Raw genomic sequence first — 3,331 nt, 5'->3', positions numbered from 1 at the left:
GGGGGTAGGGGGGTTCTGAACCCCCAGATCCGGGTTCTGCCCACACAAGGAGAAATTGCATAGTACAAGTATCGATCGCTTACCGATTCGATCGCACAAGTACTACTCACATAGCTCACCCCTAAAACCTAAAACCTAAAGCCTAAAGCCTAAAACCAAGAACCTAACTAATAATCCCCGATCGCAACGCCCTAACCGCCGCCTCCGTCCGGTCATCCGCACACAACTTCGCCAAAATATTCCGCACATGCGTCTTCACCGTCCCCACCGTAATATACAACCGCTCCGCGATCGCCACATTCGTACAACCAGCCACCATCAACTCCAACACCTCCCGCTCCCGATCCGTCACCGGATCTGAAGCCAACACCTGCTCGTACTCCGGCTCCAACGACCTAATCTCGATCGTCTGCTTCTGACTCGTCGGCTGCGACATACTCGATCTCATCTGCCGCAACACAATACTCGCGATCGCCGGATCGATCCAGGCATTCCCCGTATAAGTCATCCGAATCGCCTCAATCAACTGCTCGATCCCCACATCCTTAATACAATACGAATCCGCCCCCGCCGCAAACGCCGCCAACACCATCTCCTCACTACTAAGCATCGTCAGCATAATTACCTTCGTCTTCACCTCTGGACTGGCCGACTGAAACTTCCGAAACTGCTGCACCAACTCGATCCCATCGAAACCAGGTAGCCCAATATCTACCAACGCCACATCCACCTCAGTATTTTGCAACAAATTCAACCCTTGCGGGCCATTGACCGCCTCACCCACCACTTGGATTCCGGCCTGAATCTGCAATACCGTCCGCAACCCAATGCGAACTACATCATGATCTTCAATCAAAACAACACGAATATCACTCATAATCAACTACTTTTGAATGGGTTAAATGTTAGATAGCAAACGATTTGCCTCGCAAAATTTGCGACAGCAATTATTGACAACCTCGTACTGAGAGTCCGATCCGATCCAGACAAGGGAATTGTACTGACAGGCATTCGATCGATCCCCTCGGCACATCAACGATCTATCTTTAGGCAGTGCCCAATTCACTCAAAAACGGTGAAAATGCAATTAGCAATCTAAATATCATCGAAAATCTAGGCTAATAGCTGACGCGATCGTCGATAATCGATCGGAAACTAGATTTTAATCTACGCGATCGATTATCGATCTCACCCAAAAGGTAGAGAGTCGGTCGTAGTACATGAACGATAGTAGTTAGGAAATAATTTTGGTGGGCATGGATCGTCAAATAAACGATATGAATCGGTTAAATTTTGAATCCCAGCGGCTTTATAGGTGGCGTGTAGTGAGTTATGGAATGAAAGGTGGTTGGCAGAGAGTTCAAAATTGGTGGCAAAAACTTCCGATCGAAAGTCGTGGGTCGCTCGCCGTATGTATTCCGTTAACTTGCTTGATCGGTACAGTCGTCGCCTACACGATCCTGCGCCAACAAATGGTTGCCGCTCAAGCCTATGTAGACCATACGAACGAAGTCTTAAACGCCAGCAAGAGCAGTCTGATTAGTCTACTCAACGCCGAAACCGGCGTACGCGGCTACTTCATTGCCAAAGAAAAAGCCTTCCTCGAACCTTACTTGCTCGCTGTCAAAAATCTCAACCCCTCACTCGATCGCTTAGAACTACTCGTTAGCGATAGTCCCACCCAAGCAGAACGCGCCAAGCACCTCAACCAGATCGCTCGCGATCGGATGAGTACGTTCGCACAAAGCATCCAAAGAGTCGATGCTGGCGATATCGGTACCAATCAAGTCACCCTCACCCGCCTGCTCGACGGTAAACAATCGATGGATCGGTTTCGGGGGATTATTGGCAGCTTTGAAGCTGAAGAAAATCGGCTGCTCTTCGAGCGCACCAAGTGGTTGCAAGATCGCCAGCAGATCAACGCCGATGCGATGTGGTGCGGCATTGCCGTCGGCGTCCTCGGCACGGGGATCTCGATTCGCTTGCTCAGACAGCTCGCTACCGAAATGCGATCGCGCGAACTCCGCCTGCGCGAAAGCCGCAACCTGATCGAAGCAATCGTCGCTAATGTCGTTGATGGCGTAATGGTGATCGACACCAGAGGTCGGATCGAAACCTTCAATGATGCAGCAGTGAAGATGTTTGGCTATCATGCCCATGAAGTCATCGGTTGGCAGTGGCAAAAACTTCTGAATACTGACGCTGATGAGTCCCAAAAACTGCTATTTTACAAAGCTGATTCAGACCCCCGCACAACGCCACCATTTGCCATGCCAGCCAGTGCAGCGAACGGCCAAATTTGGCAAGCTATGGGACAGCGCAAAAATGGCGAACTGTTCCCGATCGAAATCTCCATGAACAGCATCGTCCTAGATGACGATCGGATCGCGATCGTCCGCGACATTACCGAACGCCAACAAGCCGCTGCCAAACTCCAAGCCAAAGCTACCGAACTAGCTCGGCTCAACAATTCCCTCACTCTAACCAATCGCTCGTTGGTGGAAAGCAACCGCGAACTCGATCGCTTTGCCTATATTACCGCCCACGATCTCAAAGCACCGCTGCGCGCGATCGCCAGTCTCTCCGAGTGGGTCGAAGAAGACCTCGATGATGCATTTTCACCTGAAACTCGAAGTCAAATGCACTTGCTCCGCCGCCGCGTCTATCGGATGCAAGCCCTGCTCAATAGTCTGCTCGAATACTCCCGCGCTGGCCGCACCCAAGCCCCGATTGCCACCGTCGATGTCCAGCGGCTACTCGATAAGATCCTGCTGGCACTCTCTCCCCCAAAGACATTTACGATCTCGATCGTCAACCCCATGCCCACCTTCACAGCCCGCTGGCAACCTCTCGAACAGGTCTTCAGTCACCTGATCGACAATGCCATTCGCCACCACCCTACGAAAATGGGTATCGTAAAAATATCAGTACTCGATCTGGGCGATCGCTATGAGTTTGCAATTGCCGATAATGGCGATGGGATCGAAACTCAGTACCAAAAAAGAATTTACACTATCTTCCAAACCCTCAAAGCTCGCGACCTCCAAGAAAATGTGGGGGCGGGATTGGCGATCGTCCGCAAAATCGTCGTGGCTGAAGGGGGAACGATCGAGTTAGAATCAACACCTGGTAGTGGTGCGATCTTCCGGTTCACCTGGCCTAAGCAGCCAATAGACACCCCAACTCTTCCTCCTCGTCAAGCACCACGTGTAGACTTTTAATGATAAATAATTCGATGCTAAATATTTTACTAGTCGAAGACGACGAAGTAGATATCATGACCGTTCAACGCGCCTTTAAAAAAGGCAATATTGCGAACCCTTTATATCTA

2 protein-coding genes and 1 pseudogene are annotated in these 3,331 nt (G+C 50.5%); 2 read left to right on the top strand and 1 reads right to left on the bottom strand.

The genetic code is table 11. The annotated features are described in order from the left end of the window. Window positions 1–163: 163 nt before the first annotated feature. Window positions 164–877, bottom strand: coding sequence for a response regulator transcription factor (locus RMO27_RS15560; protein ID WP_309734121.1), 714 nt, complete (start codon window positions 875–877; stop codon window positions 164–166). A 448-nt stretch (window positions 878–1,325) separates the two neighbouring features. Between RMO27_RS15560 and RMO27_RS15555 the strand changes: the two genes are divergently transcribed. Both RMO27_RS15555 and RMO27_RS15550 read left to right on the top strand, forming a co-directional pair. After that, window positions 1,326–3,221, top strand: coding sequence for a CHASE3 domain-containing protein (locus tag RMO27_RS15555; protein ID WP_309734117.1), 1,896 nt, complete (start codon window positions 1,326–1,328; stop codon window positions 3,219–3,221). A 14-nt stretch (window positions 3,222–3,235) separates the two neighbouring features. After that, window positions 3,236–3,331: pseudogene (locus RMO27_RS15550) on the top strand (response regulator); the annotation flags it as partial.

It is taken from the genome of Chamaesiphon sp. OTE_75_metabat_556, assembly GCF_031378165.1.
GTDB lineage: Bacteria > Cyanobacteriota > Cyanobacteriia > Cyanobacteriales > Chamaesiphonaceae > Chamaesiphon.
Note: the sequence above shows the minus strand (reverse complement) of the source record. Positions and strands in the feature narration are given on the sequence as shown.